Consider the following 13,609-nt stretch of genomic DNA (forward strand, 5'->3'; position numbering starts at 1 on the left):
TCATCGCGCGGCGGGATGCGGCGCGTTGATCCGGAACGAGTCGGCCGAGGCGTAGTTCCAGTCGTCGCGCCAGGCCGCCGGGGTGTCGGCGAGCAGCTCGCCGGGGGAGAGCCATTCGTACAGTTCGGCATAGGAGCGAACGATGGTGGTGGACACCCGTTTCCGGAGCATGTGCGGGGTCAGGTCGGCCGGGTGCTGGACGCCGAGGGTGGCCATCAGGCCGACGGCCTGCGCGACGACCGCCTCGTGGTAGCGCTGGACGCGAATGCTCTTGTCCGCCACGTCGAGTGCGCGGGCGCGCTTGGGGTCCTGGGTGGCCACGCCGACCGGGCATTTGTTGGTGTGGCACATCATGGCCTGGATGCAGCCGACCGCCATCATCATGGCCCGTGCGGAGTTGGTGAAGTCGGCGCCCTGGATGAGGCGGATGACGATATCGCTTGCGGTGGCGACCTTTCCGCTGGCGCCCAACTTGATCCGGTCGCGCAGCCCGGTGCCGACCAGCGCGTTGTGCACGGTCATCAGCCCGTCGGTGAGCGGCAGGCCGACGTTGTCCTCGTATTCCAGTGGCGCGGCGGCGGTTCCGCCCTCGGCGCCGTCGACGGTGATGAAGTCCGGGGTGATGCCTTCGGCCACCATCGCTTTGCAGAACGCGATGACGTCGATCCGGGAGCCGACGCAGAGTTTGAAGCCCACCGGCTTCCCGCCGGAAAGCTCGCGCAGACGCGCGATGAACTCGATCATCTCGCGCGGCGTGGAGAAGGCCGAATGCATCGGCGGGCTCACGCATTTCACGTGCGCGGGCACGCCGCGGAAGCCCGCGATCTCCGCGGTCACCTTCGCGGCGGGCAGCACGCCGCCGATGCCCGGCTTCGCACCTTGACTGAGCTTCAACGAGATTGCCTTGATCCGGTCGTCGGCCGCCTTGTCGGCGAACTGGGCCGGATCGAAATCGCCTGCCGCGGTGCGCGCGCCGAAGTAGCCCGACCCCAGTTCCCAGATCAGGTCGCCGCCGCCTTCGAGGTGGTAGGTGGTGAGCCCGCCCTCGCCCGTGTCGTGTGCGAAACCGCCAAGGGCCGCACCGCGATTCAACGCGCGGATGGCATTGGCCGACAGCGCGCCGAAGCTCATCGCCGAGACGTTCATCAGCGACATCGCGTACGGTTTGGTGCAATCCGGCCCGCCCACCAGCACCCGGGGCGGTTCGTCGGGTTCGGGTACCGGCGCGATCGAGTGCACCAGGTACTCGCTGCCGATCGCGCTGAGGTCGCGCTCGGTGCCGAACGACTGCTCGCCGTGAATTCCCTTGGCGCGCTCGTAGATCGTCGATCGGACCTCGCGATCGTAGGGGCGTCCGTCGAAATTGCGCTCCACGAAATACTGCTGGATCTCGGGCCGGATCTCCTCGAGCAGATAGCGCAGATGCCCGAGCAGCGGATAGTTCCGCAGCAGCGAGTGCTTGCGCTGCAGCAGATCGTAGATACCGAGCAGCAGCAGTGCCCCGAGCAGGACGAGCACCACCGTCCAGGCCCAACCGCCGATCACGGCGGCGAAGCCGACGATCAGCACGGCGGGCACCAGCGCGCCGAACAGGAAGAAACGCAGCATCGGCCATCCTTCGGATCGAACGCGGTTTCGGGCAGCACCCTCGACCGATCCTACTGAGCGATTCCGTCCAAATGCGCGACCAAGAGCAGGTCCAGTTGTCGCGGCGGCGGGCGAATCGGGCGGCACCTCGCCCGAACCGGTGGGGCTCTGATAGAAATTGCCGTAGTGCGGTCGACGGCGGCCGGGTGTCGATGGCCGGAGGAGGCACGTTTTGGCGATGATCACGGTTACGCGCGAGATCGCCGTGCCGCCGGAGCGGGTCTGGGCGGTGATCACCGATCTCGATCGGACCGCCGAGGTGATCAGGGGTATCTCCCGGCTGGAGCGTCTCGATGGCGGAACCGGCTTCGAGATCGGCACCTCGTGGAAGGAAACGCGGGTCGCGTTCGGTAAGGAATCCACCGAGACCATGACCGTGACGGCCATCGTGCCCGGCCAGTCCTACACCATCGAAGCCGATTCGCACGGCACCCACTATCGCTCCATCTTCACCCTCACGGCGCAGGGCTCGAACACCCTGCTGGCCATGGGGTTCGAGGGGCGCCCGCACGGCACGGTCGGCCGCACAGCCGCCTTCATCGGCAAACTCTTCGAGGGCCCCACCCGCCGCATGCTCCGCCGCGACCTCGACGACATCGCGGCCGCCGCCGAGCGCTGAGCGACTACACCGCAGGCCGGATATCGAGGAGTTGCTCGAAGAATCCGCCGATGTTGTTCGCGCGATCCACCAGATGGATTTCCAGAATCCAATGGCAGATCCGGCCTTTGGGATCGAGGCGCCGCATCGGCGGGGTCGAACCGGCCGCGACATACGAGGCGACCTCGGTGCCGGAGATCTGCTTGTGCGGGAATTCGCCGACCAGGTGTCCGGCGATCTCCGCGGTCAGCTCCCACCCTTGCTCGGCCGCCTGCTCGGCGACCCAGGTGTAGAGCTGGTCACCGGTGATATCGGGATGCGCGTCGAAGTAGGCCCGGCCCTGCTCCCAGAACGGCTCGAGCGCGTCCCGCAGGGCAAGTTTGGCCGGATCGTCGCCGAGCACATAGGTGCGGCCGAAGTCGGCTTCCCATTCGGCGAAGATCGGCCCGAAGTCGAGGAAGCAGATGTCGTCCGCGCCGATGAGCCGGTCCGGCGGGTTCGCGCTGTACGGCTCGAGCGTATTGATGCCGGACCGCACGATCCGCTTGTGCCAAAACCGTCGCGTGCCGAACATCTCGTCGGCCAGATCGCGCACCGCGTCGCTGACCACCGATTCGCGTACGCCCGGTGCGATGATCCCGCGAGCGACGACCTCATCGAACAATGCAACAGCATTGGCTTCCGCCGACAGCAGGGCGGAAACCCGCTCGGCCTCGACCACATCCAGCGTCTCCATGATTCGACCCTAGATCATTCAGACCGCTTGGTCCGTCCGTGATTCGGCACGCGCGACAACCCTGCGGACCCGCCCGGCCGGGAGCACGTTTCTTGCGTCGAGCGTGCTGCGGACGGGAAGAATCGACGCCATGCCAGTATTGACGGACGACTTGGTCGCCGCCGAAATGTTCACGCAGTCAGCGCAACCGGTGCTCGCGACCGGCGATGGGTTGGTGCTCCGGCCGTGGACGGTCGCTGACGCACCGGAGGTCTTCGAGGTCTTCGCCGATCCCTCGATCCAGCGCTGGCATGTCCGCAGCGCGGATTCGATCGACGAGGTGTGCGACTGGATCGAACGGTGGGCGGGGACGTGGCGCGTCGGCGTCGGCGCCCATTGGGCGGTCATCGATATCGCCAGCGGGCGACTGGTCGCCCGAGCCGCGCTGAAGGACTTGCAGCTAGCCGGCGGCCAGGCAGAGGTCGCCTACTGGACCGCACCTGCCGCACGCGGGCAGGCCGTCACGCCGCGCGCGATCGCCACGCTGACGACCTGGGCCTTCGGTGTCGGGTTCCATCGGCTGCAATTGAGCCATTCGGTCGCGAACCTACCGTCGTGCCGAGTCGCCGCCAAGCTCGGCTACGTCCTGGAAGGGACCATGCGCAGCGCTGGACTGCATGCCGACGGCTGGCACGACATGCATCTGCATGCTCGCATCGCGGACGGGTATCCGGCGGGCATGAGCGGACCAGATAAGGACCGGACGACGGCCGAAGTGCAGCAACAGGAGCCGGATTTCGCGCAGGAGCACACCAAGCCGACACACGCCGATGAGCATCCGAAAGGGGCTGAGCTCGAGACCGATGAGTCGACCCCCGACGGTCACGGCGGGATGGACATCTAGACGCGGCGAATCCGGGCCAGCCGCGCCACCACGTCGATGGAACTGCCCTCGGGTAAGCCGAGGTCCGGCTTCTGCTCGAGCGCGGACGCGGTGACCCGGCCGCGATACTGGGTGGCCTGCAGATCCTCCAATTCCCAACCGTCGACAAACGATTCGCGGATCACCGAGTCGCTGATCTGCGGCCCGAACCCGGGTCCGGCATCGGACAGCGCGAGGATATTGACCACCCCGCCGGGCTTGCAGAGGGCGTGCAGGCTGCGCACGTACGCGGCGCGTGGCTCGGGTTCGGTGCCGAAGACGTGGAACAGCGCGCTGTCCACGATCGTGTCGAAGGTCGCCGCGTCCGCGGCCGCGCCGAACGCGATGGCATCGGCCACCTCGAACCGCGCGCCCGGAACCCCTTGCGCGGCAGCGTTTCCGCGAGCGAACTCGACCGCGCGGGCGGACAGGTCGATACCGAGCACGTCATAGCCGAGCTTCGTCAGCAGGATCGTGTGCTCACCCGCGCCGGAACCGGGGTCGAGCACCCGGCCGCGAATCCAGCCGTCGCGCTCCAGCGCGACGATCGCGGGCTGTGGTTCTCCGATCACCCACGGCGCGGTGTTGTTGTCGTAAGCGGAATTCCAGAAATCGGCGGATCGAGTCATGACATCATGGTTCACCCTGAACAAGGGTTGAGGTCAACGCGCGGCTCCGAAAATCGCTGGCTCACAAAAAGACCGCTCCGTAACCTCACCGCACATGGTCTACGAACATCCGCTGGCCTACCTGCTCGGGCTGGAAGGCATCGCCCTACTGCGCGCGTTCACCGGCGAGCACGACCGCGCCTTCGTCGACGCGCGCCTTGCCGAGGTCCGCGCCCTACTCGCGGACGAGTCGCTGGTCGATGCCGCCGTGCATGCCGACCGATTCGACACCGTCACCGGGTATCGGGACTGGTCGGCGCGATACGACGACCCAGGCAACGTCGCCTTCCAGATCGACACACCCATCGTGCAGGAGATCGTCGGCACGCTCCCGACCGGCGTCGCCTTGGACGCGGCATGCGGCACCGGCAGGTACGCACGGTGGCTGGCCGAACGCGGCCACAAAGTGATCGGCGTGGACAGCTCACCTGACATGCTCGCCCTGGCGCGCACGCGAGTTCCGGAAGCCGAATTCCTACTCGGCGACCTCCATCGGCTACCGGTAGACGACGCAACGGTGGATCTCGTCGTGTGCGCCCTTGCGCTCAACCACAATTCGTCGCTCGACCCGATACTGGCCGAGTTCGCCAGGGTCCTCCGCCCCGGCGGCCACCTGGTGATCACCGACACCCATCCCGAAGCCGTTGCGCGCGGGTCGATTCCGACCGTCCGAAGCCCCGAGGGACAACCCGGCCGCATCCCGGTCTATCGCTACTTGGTCGGCGACTACCTGCGTGCCGCCCTGTCCTCGGGGTTCCAGCTACGGCGCTGCGAAGAACCAGTCCTCCCACCCGCGCCCGCACCCGCCCCGACGAAAGACGCAGGCCCCTGGGACCTTTGGCCATGGTCCCTCGCCCGCATGGTGCCGGAGGCCGCTCAGGCCGCGAGCGCAGGCGTACCCGCCATGCTCATCTGGGACTTCGAACTGGACGGCAGCATGGGCATCGACAACCGGTTGCGCGGCAAGGATATTTGACGCTCCGCGCGCCCGGCGAGCTCGATGGTCGGCCGAAACCGCAGGCCTGAACCAGGATCGAGCTCGCCGGGCGGCGCGCGGGTCAGGCGACGGCGACCAGACGGGCGGCGTTCGCCGTCTCGTCGTCGGCGGCCTGGTTGGCGGCCAGTTCGGCCTCGACGCGATCCCGGTAGCGGCTGAGCTCGCGCTCGGCGGTGTCGGCATCCCAGCCGAGGCGGGCGCCGATCAGGAACGCCACCTCGGGCGCGGCGATCAGGCCGCGGTCCGACGCCTCGATGGAGATGCGGGTGCGGCGGGTGAGCACGTCGTCGAGATGCAGTGCGCCCTCGTGGGTTACGGCGTAGACGACCTCGGCGGCGAGGTACTCCTCGGCGCCCGTCAGCGGCTGGCCCAGGGCCGGATCCTCCGCGATCAGCTCGAACAGGTCGTGCACGGCGGAACCGTAGCGGCCGAGCAGGTGCTCGACGGTGGCCTTCGGCAGCCCGGAACGCTGCGCGAGGCTGTCGAGATCGGCGGCCATCTCCTGGTAGCCGACCGCACCCAGTAGCGGCAGCTTGTCGGTCACCGACGGTGCGACGGCGCGACCGAGGCCGGCCACCGCGGCGTCGACCACGTCGGCCGCCATCACCCGGTAGGTGGTGTACTTGCCGCCCGCGATCACGAACAGACCCGGAACCGGTTCTGCCACCGCGTGTTCGCGCGAGAGCTTCGCAGTGTCACTGGACGCGCCGGACACCAGCGGCCGCAGCCCGGCGTAGGTGCCGACGATGTCGTCGCGGGTCAGCGGGTCGCGCAGCACCGCGTTGACGTGATCGAGGATGTACTGCACGTCGGCGTTGCTGGCGGCCGGATGATCCTTGTCCAGCGACCAATCGGTGTCGGTGGTGCCGATGATCCAGTGCTGGTGCCACGGGATCACGAACAGCACGCTCTTCTCGGTGCGCATGATCAGCCCGGTGTCCAGGTCCAGCCGCTCGCGCGGCACCAGGATGTGCACGCCCTTGGAAGTGCGCACGTGGAACGGGAATTCGACGCCGGTCATCCGGTTCATCTCGTCGGTCCACACGCCGGTCGCGCTGATCACCCGGCGGGCCCGCACGGTGTATTCGCAGCCGGTCTCCAGATCGGTGACGTGCGCGCCGACGACCCGCTCGCCGTCGCGCAGCAGGCCGGTGACCTTGGTGCGGGTGAGCACGGTCGCGCCGTGCTGCGCGGCGGTGCGGGCGATTGTCATGGTGTGCCGCGCGTCATCGACCTGTGCATCGAAGTAGCGGATGGCACCGGTCATCGAGTCTTCGCGCAGCGCGGGCGCCAATTCCAGTGCGCGCGTGCGGGACAGGTGCCGGTGCATGGGCAGGGCCCGGGCGCCGCCGATCGTGTCGTACAGGGCAACGCCCGCACCGATGTACGCGCGCTCCCACACCCGGTGCTGCAGTGGCAGCAGGAACGACACCGGGCGCACCAGGTGCGGAGCCAGCTTGTTCAACAGCAGGCCGCGTTCCTTCAAAGCCTCACGCACCAGCCAGAAGTCGAGCTGCTCGAGGTAGCGCAGCCCACCGTGGATGAGCTTGCTGGAGCGGCTGGACGTGCCCGCCGCGAAGTCCCTGGCTTCGACCAGGGTGACGCTCAGGCCGCGCGCGGCGGCATCCAGTGCGGCGCCGGCGCCGACCACGCCGCCGCCGATCACCAGCACGTCGATCTCGTCGTCGCCTAGTGCGTCGACCGCCTCTGCGCGGTAGTTGGGGTCTAATCGTGCTGACATGAATCTCTCCTTGTTCCAGTGATATTCGCGTCGGCGACTCAGTCGTCTACGTCTATCCAGTCGAGGGTGCGCGACACGGCCTTCTGCCAGCGGGCGTAGCCGCGTGCGCGTTGCTCCTCGGACCAGGTGGGGTTCCAGCGCTTGTCTTCGTGCCAGTTCTGGACGAGTTCGTCTGTGCTGCTCCAGAATCCGACCGCCAGACCGGCCGCGTAGGCGGCACCGAGCGCGGTGGTCTCCGCGACCACCGGCCGCGACACCGGCACGCCGAGGAAGTCGGCCTGGATCTGCATGCACAGCTCGTTGGCGGTGACACCGCCGTCCACCCGCAGCACGTCGAGCTGCACGCCGGAGTCGGCCTGCATCGCCTCGACGACGTCGCGGGTTTGGTAGCAAATGGATTCCAGCGTCGCCCGCGCCAAATGGGCGTTCGTGCTGAACCGGGACAGCCCGACGATCGCGCCGCGCGCGTCCGAACGCCAGTAGGGCGCGAACAAGCCGGAGAACGCGGGCACGAAGTACACGCCCCCGTTGTCCTCGACCTGCCTGGCCAGCGATTCACTTTGCGACGCACCGGAAATGATGCCCAGCTGATCGCGCAGCCACTGCACCGCCGAGCCGGTCACCGCGATCGAGCCTTCCAGCGCGTACACCGGCTTCTGGTCGCCGAACTGATAGGCGACCGTGGTGAGCAGCCCGTGCTGCGATCGCACGATGTCTTCACCGGTGTTGAGCAGCAAGAAGTTTCCGGTGCCGTAGGTGTTCTTCGCCTCGCCGGGCCGGAAACACACCTGGCCGACCGTGGCCGCCTGCTGATCGCCGAGCACACCGGACAGCGGCACCTCGCCGCCGAACGGCCCATCGGCCCTGGTCTTTCCGAACAGTTCCGGGTTCGACGACGGCGCGATGGTCGGCAGCATCGACCGCGGGATCCCGAAGATGGACAACAGTTCGTCGTCCCAGTCCAGGGTCTCCAGGTTCATCAGCATGGTGCGGCTGGCGTTGGTCGGATCGGTGACGTGCACGCCACCGTCCACCCCGCCGGTCAGGTTCCACAGCAGCCAGCTGTCGGTGTTGCCGAAGATGGCCTCGCCGCGCTCGGCCGCCTCCGCGACACCGGCGATGTTGTCCAGGATCCAGCGCAGCTTGCCGCCGGAAAAGTAAGTGGCCGGGGGCAATCCGGCCTTGTGCCGAATGGTGTCGCCGTGCCCGGCGCGCTCGAGTTCGGCGGCGATGCGGTCGGTGCGGGTGTCCTGCCAGACGATGGCGTTGCAGTACGGACGTCCGGTCTTGCGGTTCCACACCACGGTGGTTTCGCGCTGGTTGGTGACGCCGACCGCGGCGAGGTCGCTCGCCTGCAGATCGGCCTTGGTGAGCGTGCTCTGGATGACCGCGCGGGTGCGCTCCCAGATCTCGGTCGGGTCGTGCTCCACCCAGCCCGGCTGCGGCAGGATCTGCTGGTGCTCGAGCTGGTGGCGGGCGACTTCGTTGCCGCTGTGATCGAACACCATGAAGCGTGTGCTGGTGGTGCCCTGGTCGATGGCGCCGACGTACTGGCTCATCGTGGTCCTTTCAAAAAGAAAACGACTGATAGAGAGGAAGATTCAGAAAAGGACCTGTGCGGCCAGCCCGGCGAGCACGCCGCCCAGCAGCGGACCGGCGATCGGCACCCAGGCATAACTCCAGTCGGAGTTCTTGCGACCCGGTAGATCGGTCGGGCCCGGATCGGCCAGCGGCGCGGCCGAACCGCCACCGACGGTCGCGGGCTCCCGAACCGCCGCACCCTTGTTCACCGGCAGCAGCGCGTGCGCCAGCCGGGGCCCGAGATCGCGCGCGGGGTTGATGGCGTAGCCGGTCGGCCCACCGAGCGAAGCACCGATACCGACCACCAGCAGCGCCGCGGCCAGCGGGCCGAGCCCGGTCGCGGTGTGGCCCATGGCCAGCAGCACGAGCACGAGGGCGAAGGTGGCGACCACCTCGGTGGCGAAGTTCCACGGCAGCCGGCGGATCGCGGGACCGGTGGCGAACACGCCGAGCTTCTTCTCCTCGTCGGTTTCCTCGTCGAAGTGCCGCTTGTAGGCGACATAGGCGAGGTTCGCGCCGACGAACGCGCCGACCAGCTGGCCGAGAATGTAGGCGAGGGTGGTCGCGACGGTGATCGAAACGCCGGGTGTGTACTCGTCCGCGCCGCTGAACAGCACGCCGATCGTGTATGCGGGATTCAGATGCCCGCCCGTCTTATATGCGACGTACACGCCGGCGAGGACGCCGAGACCCCACCCGAAGTTGATCAACAGCCAGCCGCCGTCGAACCCCTTGGATTTGGTCAGCAATACATTCGCGACTACGCCGACACCGAGTAAGACCAGCATCCCTGTGCCGAGTGCTTCACTCAGGAAGATCGAGCCGAAGTTCATCGTTGAGTCTCCGTTCGCCCGCGGTCGCGGACGCGACCCTGCGGAATCCGACGTTACGACGGCGCCGCGAACCCGGACATAGCGCGCGTTCGACAATGCTGAACGGTGGGCCTGGCCGCCCCGAGCTGCTGCCGCTACTGTCGGGCGGCCGAGCAAGCGGGCATGACGCACGTCACACTGGACCCCGGGGGTGTTGCTCTTTGTTCACCGCATGTTCGACATTGTCGAATCCGGCGGCTAGTTTCGGGGCATGCCCGGTCCGATCCAGTCGATCGAGCGAGCGGCGGCCATCCTGCGGCTGCTGGCCCGCGGCGCAGGCCGACTCGGCGTCGGCGAAATCGCGGGCGCGCTCGGTCTCGCCAAACCGACCGCGCACGGCATCCTGCGCACCCTGCAGGGCGTCGGCTTCGTCGAGCAGGATCCGGCGACCGGCAAGTACCAGCTCGGCGCGGCCCTGGTCCACCTCGGCACCAGTTACCTCGATGCCAACGAGCTCCGCTCGCGCGCCATCAACTGGGCCGACGCATTGGCCGCGCGCACAGGCGAATCCGTCCGCATCGGCGCCCCGGTCGACGGCAGCGTCGTGGTGGTCCACCACGTGTTCCGCCCCGACAACACCGAACAGGCCCTCGAGCTCGGGGAACTGCTTCCACCACACGCGACCGCGCTCGGCAAGGTGCTGCTGGCCTACGACGCCGACCTCATGGCCACCGTGCGCGGCGCACCGCTGCCCTCGCTCACCAGGCGCACCATCGTCGACCGCACCGTGCTCACCCGGGCCCTCGCCGCAGTCCGGCAGGTGGGTTGGGCGGGCGATACCGAGGAGTACCGGCCGGGGGAGGCGGGCATCGCCGCGCCGATCCGCGCGCACGGCGGACTCGTGGTGGGCGCCATCGGTATCAGCGGGCCGGTCGACCGGCTCTGTGATGCGCAATTACGACATCGACCCGCCCTGGTCGGGCACGTGCGCGACGCCGCCCATGCGGTCTCGCGAGATCTGGGCGCCGGACACTGACCCACTGACTGATGGCAGGAGAGGACGCGGATGACGCAACGTTTCGTGCTGGCGATCGATCAGGGCACCACCTCGACCAGGTGCATTCTGTTCGATCAGCGTGCTCGCCTGGTCGGCGTCGCGCAACGCGAGCACAAGCAGCACTATCCGCGACCGGGCTGGATCGAGCAGGACGCGATGGAGATCTGGCGCAATGTCGACCGGATCGTGCCGCAGGCGCTGCGCGACTCCGGTATCACCGCCGATCAGGTTGCGGCCCTTGGCATTGCCAATCAGCGCGAGACCACCGTGGTGTGGGATCGCCGGACCGGTGCGCCGATCCGGCGGGCCATCGTCTGGCAGGACGTGCGCACCGAGGAACTGGTCCGCGAGTACGAGGAAAGGCCTGGCGCGCACCGCATTCGGGAGCTGAGTGGGTTGCCGCTGGCCACCTACTTCGCCGCACCGCGGCTGCGCTGGCTGCTCGACAACATTGCGGGACTGCGTGATCGGGCCGAACGCGGCGAGGTGCTGTTCGGCACCATGGAAACCTGGCTGATCTGGAATCTGACCGGCGGGGTCGACGGTGGGCTGCACTGCACCGACGTCACCAATGCCAGTCGAACGCTGCTGATGAACATCGCGACCCTGGAGTGGGACGAGGAGCTGCTGAACTTCTTCGGCATCCCCGCGGCGATGCTGCCGCGCATCCAGCCCTCGACCGCGTCCTACGGCACGACCCGCCGCGTCGTGCCCGGCATCCCGATCGCCGCCGCGCTCGGCGATCAGCATGCCGCGCTGTTCGGCCAAACCTGTTTCGCGCGTGGGGAAACCAAGTGCACCTACGGCACCGGCGGCTTCCTCATGATGAACACCGGCCGCGAGCTGGTGCAGTCCTCGCACGGCCTGCTCACCACCATCGGCTATCAGATCGGCGACGAGAAACCGGTGTACGCGCTGGAGGGGCCGATCGCGGTGACCGGCTCGCTGGTGCAGTGGGTGCGGGACAACATCGGCTTGGTCGCCAGCGCGCCCGAGATCGAAACCCTCGCTCGCACAGTGCAGGACAACGGCGGATGCTACATCGTGCCCGCGTTCTCCGGGCTGTACGCACCGCATTGGCGCAGTGACGCGCGCGGCCTGATCGCCGGTCTGACGTCCTATATCACCAAGGGCCACATCGCCCGTGCTGTCCTGGAGGCCACCGCGTGGCAGACCCGTGAGGTCGTCGACGCGATGAACGCCGACTCCGGATTACAGGCCCGCGCGCTACGCGTGGACGGCGGCATGACCTCCGACAACCTGCTCATGCAGATCGTCTCCGACGTGCTCGACGTCCCGGTCATGCGCCCGTTCAATGCCGAAACCGTCTCGCTCGGTGCGGCTTACGCCGCCGGGCTCGCCGTCGGCTACTGGCCGGACCTGGAGGGCCTGCGCAACAACTGGCGCCTGGCCGCGCAATGGATGCCGCAGATGGACCCGGTGCTTCGCGCGGACGAGTACGAGAACTGGCAGCGCGCAGTGCAATTGACGTTCGGCTGGTTGCGCTCCAAGCGACGCCGAGACGAGGCCGAAGCGCGCTGACGGCTATCCGGTGGCGGCGACCGGCCTACGCAGTGAACCTGCGATATTCGAACGCAGCCGCTGAGCGGACCGGCGCAACCGGCCACCCTTGAGCCCCGCTTCCAGTTCCAGCCGCAAGCGCCCGTTGTGCAGCGCGGTGCGCAAACCCGTTGTCGCGTCGGAGAGTTCGGCGACGGCGTGCGCGGCTCCGGTCTGGAACTTGCGCTCCGAGGCGGTCTCCGGCGCGTCGTCGGAGGTGGCGATCAGGAAGCGGTCGGGCACCGCCAGCTTGTGGATGGTTCGCATGGTGAGCAGGTACTGCCGCAGCAGTGGCCCGCTGGTGTACGGCAGGTCGTACTTGTCGCACAGTGCGCGAACCCGTACCGCGATCTCGGCGTAGCGATTGCTCGGCAGGTCCGGGAACAGGTGGTGTTCGATCTGATAGCACAGGTTTCCGCTGGCGAAGGCGAGGGTCGGCCCGGCATCGAAGTTCGCGGTGCCGAGCATCTGGCGCAGGTACCACTCGGATTTCGTCTCGTCCTCGAGCGCCGCGGGCGTGAACTTCTCCGCGCCGTCGGGGAAGTGGCCGCAGAAGATGACCACGTACGTCCAGGCATTGCGCACGACGTTGGCGGTGACGTTCGCCGCCAGGGCGCGGCGCCAGCGCTTACCGCTCAGCGCGGGGAACAGCACGTAGTCCTTGAGCGCCTGCCGGGAGATTTTCTTCAGGAACGCCTTTGTCACGGTGGCCTTTTCGGCCTTCGTCTCGAAACGGTCGCGGTCCGCGTAGAGGCCGTGCAGGCCGATGCCCCACTCGAAGGTGGTGGCCAGCAACAGGTTTTGCAGCGGCTGCAGCAGATGGCTGGGGGTCCACTCCTGGTCCCTGGTCACCCGCATTACGCCGAAGCCGATGTCGTCGTCCATGTCGATGACGTTGGTGTAGACGTGGTGGCGGAAGTTGTGCGAGTACCGCCACTGGGAAGACAGCCCGACCATGTCCCATTCCCAGGTGCTGGAGTGGATCTCCGGGTCGTTCATCCAATCCCACTGGCCGTGCGAGACGTTGTGCCCGATCTCCATGTTCTCGATGCACTTGGCGGCGGCCAGCGCAGCCGTGCCGAGCAGCCAGGTCGCCTTGTTCCGATTCACCGCGATCAGCAGCCGGGCCGCGATGTCGAGCGCCCGCTGGAATCGAATGGTGCGCCGGATGTAGGCGGCGTCGCGGCCGCCGAGCGAGTCGCTGACATCACGATGGATCGCGTCGAGTTCGGTGCCGAGGGCCTCGATGTCTTCCTTGCTCAGGTGCGTGTACACGGCAATATCGGTGATGGCCATTGGTCCTCTTCGGAT

The 13,609-nt window shown here is 67.7% G+C and carries 12 protein-coding genes; 5 read left to right on the top strand and 7 right to left on the bottom strand.

Annotated features, from left to right (window positions below; genetic code table 11):
* Entirely contained in the window at positions 1–1,608 is a 1,608-nt protein-coding gene (locus ABZ942_RS37825) for an FMN-binding glutamate synthase family protein (protein WP_357390837.1), read from the bottom strand.
* 217 nt (positions 1,609–1,825) lie between these two features.
* Between ABZ942_RS37825 and ABZ942_RS37830 the strand changes: the two genes are divergently transcribed.
* Positions 1,826–2,266: an SRPBCC family protein gene (locus tag ABZ942_RS37830; protein ID WP_357390839.1), complete on the top strand. Its 441-nt coding sequence runs from the start codon at positions 1,826–1,828 to the stop codon at positions 2,264–2,266.
* Between the two features lie 4 nt (positions 2,267–2,270).
* Here ABZ942_RS37830 and ABZ942_RS37835 read toward each other — a convergent pair whose 3' ends face one another.
* Complete coding sequence (locus ABZ942_RS37835; protein ID WP_357390841.1) at positions 2,271–2,981, bottom strand: M24 family metallopeptidase; 711 nt, start codon at positions 2,979–2,981, stop codon at positions 2,271–2,273.
* Between the two features lie 130 nt (positions 2,982–3,111).
* On the opposite strand from ABZ942_RS37835, the gene ABZ942_RS37840 reads away from it, so the two are divergent.
* Positions 3,112–3,864, top strand: coding sequence for a GNAT family N-acetyltransferase (locus ABZ942_RS37840; protein WP_357390843.1), 753 nt, complete (start codon positions 3,112–3,114; stop codon positions 3,862–3,864).
* Here ABZ942_RS37840 and ABZ942_RS37845 read toward each other — a convergent pair.
* Positions 3,861–4,511: a class I SAM-dependent methyltransferase gene (locus tag ABZ942_RS37845; RefSeq protein ID WP_357390845.1), complete on the bottom strand. Its 651-nt coding sequence runs from the start codon at positions 4,509–4,511 to the stop codon at positions 3,861–3,863. The genes ABZ942_RS37840 and ABZ942_RS37845 overlap by 4 nt on opposite strands.
* A 94-nt stretch (positions 4,512–4,605) precedes the next feature.
* Between ABZ942_RS37845 and ABZ942_RS37850 the strand changes: the two genes are divergently transcribed.
* Entirely contained in the window at positions 4,606–5,526 is a 921-nt protein-coding gene (locus tag ABZ942_RS37850) for a methyltransferase domain-containing protein (protein ID WP_357390847.1), read from the top strand.
* A gap of 82 nt (positions 5,527–5,608) precedes the next feature.
* On the opposite strand, the gene glpD is transcribed toward ABZ942_RS37850, so the two are convergent.
* The 3 genes from glpD to ABZ942_RS37865 are packed head-to-tail and all read right to left on the bottom strand — an operon-like array spanning position 5,609 to position 9,702.
* The gene (gene glpD / locus ABZ942_RS37855; RefSeq protein WP_357390849.1) at positions 5,609–7,288 is read right to left on the bottom strand and encodes a glycerol-3-phosphate dehydrogenase; all 1,680 of its coding nucleotides are present in this window, start codon (positions 7,286–7,288) and stop codon (positions 5,609–5,611) included.
* Positions 7,289–7,326: 38 nt separating this feature from the next.
* Positions 7,327–8,847 (bottom strand): glycerol kinase GlpK, encoded by a 1,521-nt coding sequence (glpK, locus tag ABZ942_RS37860; RefSeq protein ID WP_357390851.1) that lies wholly within the window; start codon positions 8,845–8,847, stop codon positions 7,327–7,329.
* A 42-nt stretch (positions 8,848–8,889) separates the two neighbouring features.
* Positions 8,890–9,702, bottom strand: a complete 813-nt coding sequence (locus ABZ942_RS37865) for an MIP/aquaporin family protein (RefSeq protein ID WP_357390853.1) — start codon at positions 9,700–9,702, stop codon at positions 8,890–8,892.
* Between the two features lie 250 nt (positions 9,703–9,952).
* Here ABZ942_RS37865 and ABZ942_RS37870 point away from each other — a divergent pair, with 250 nt between their 5' ends.
* Together ABZ942_RS37870 and glpK (ABZ942_RS37875) are read left to right on the top strand one after the other, a co-directional pair.
* The gene (locus tag ABZ942_RS37870) at positions 9,953–10,717 is read left to right on the top strand and encodes an IclR family transcriptional regulator (protein ID WP_357390855.1); all 765 of its coding nucleotides are present in this window, start codon (positions 9,953–9,955) and stop codon (positions 10,715–10,717) included.
* A 30-nt stretch (positions 10,718–10,747) separates the two neighbouring features.
* A complete protein-coding gene (gene glpK / locus ABZ942_RS37875; protein WP_357390857.1) occupies positions 10,748–12,280 on the top strand; it encodes a glycerol kinase GlpK in 1,533 nt (510 codons plus the stop codon).
* 3 nt (positions 12,281–12,283) lie between these two features.
* Here glpK (ABZ942_RS37875) and ABZ942_RS37880 read toward each other — a convergent pair whose 3' ends face one another.
* Positions 12,284–13,594: an acyl-CoA desaturase gene (locus ABZ942_RS37880; RefSeq protein WP_357390859.1), complete on the bottom strand. Its 1,311-nt coding sequence runs from the start codon at positions 13,592–13,594 to the stop codon at positions 12,284–12,286.
* Positions 13,595–13,609 lie beyond the last annotated feature (15 nt).

The organism is Nocardia sp. NPDC046473 (assembly GCF_040645995.1).
GTDB lineage: Bacteria > Actinomycetota > Actinomycetes > Mycobacteriales > Mycobacteriaceae > Nocardia.